The organism is Mesorhizobium sp. M7D.F.Ca.US.004.01.2.1 (assembly GCF_003997785.1).
Taxonomy (GTDB): domain Bacteria; phylum Pseudomonadota; class Alphaproteobacteria; order Rhizobiales; family Rhizobiaceae; genus Mesorhizobium; species Mesorhizobium loti.
The window spans coordinates 1-360 of record NZ_RZRQ01000787.1; the positions used below are offsets into that span (position 1 = coordinate 1).

A 360-nucleotide genomic window follows, 5' to 3' on the forward strand; every position below is an offset into this window, starting at 1 on the left:
TGTGGTCGAAGGGCGGCACCATATGGGCGCCGCAGCTTTCGGTGAATTCGAAGGCGGCGCGATAGCAGTCGTCGAAAAAATCGCCGACCAGCCTGATCTCGATGAAATCGCCGCCGAACAGCCTGGTCTTGTCGATCTTCTGCTGCGGCGCCCATATGGTGCCGCCCTTCGACCACAAGGACATCATCGAGGGGCAGGCAACCGTCGCCTATGAGATCGCAGACCAGATGCCGGGCGCCCGCATGCCCGATATCATCATGCTGCCGGTTGGCGGTGGCGGGCTTGCCGCCGGCGTCACCCACTATTTCGCCGATCAGGGCCGGGAAGCGCGCTTCGTCTTCTGCGAGCCGGCCGGCGCGC

The 360-nt window shown here is 64.4% G+C and carries 2 pseudogenes; one reads left to right on the top strand and one right to left on the bottom strand.

Annotated elements, in window-relative coordinates:
- Positions 1-148, bottom strand: a pseudogene (locus EN993_RS38255) (threonine dehydratase); the annotation flags it as partial.
- On the opposite strand from EN993_RS38255, the pseudogene EN993_RS36815 reads away from it, so the two are divergent.
- A pseudogene (locus tag EN993_RS36815) lies at positions 147-360 on the top strand (pyridoxal-phosphate dependent enzyme); the annotation flags it as partial. The pseudogenes EN993_RS38255 and EN993_RS36815 overlap by 2 nt on opposite strands.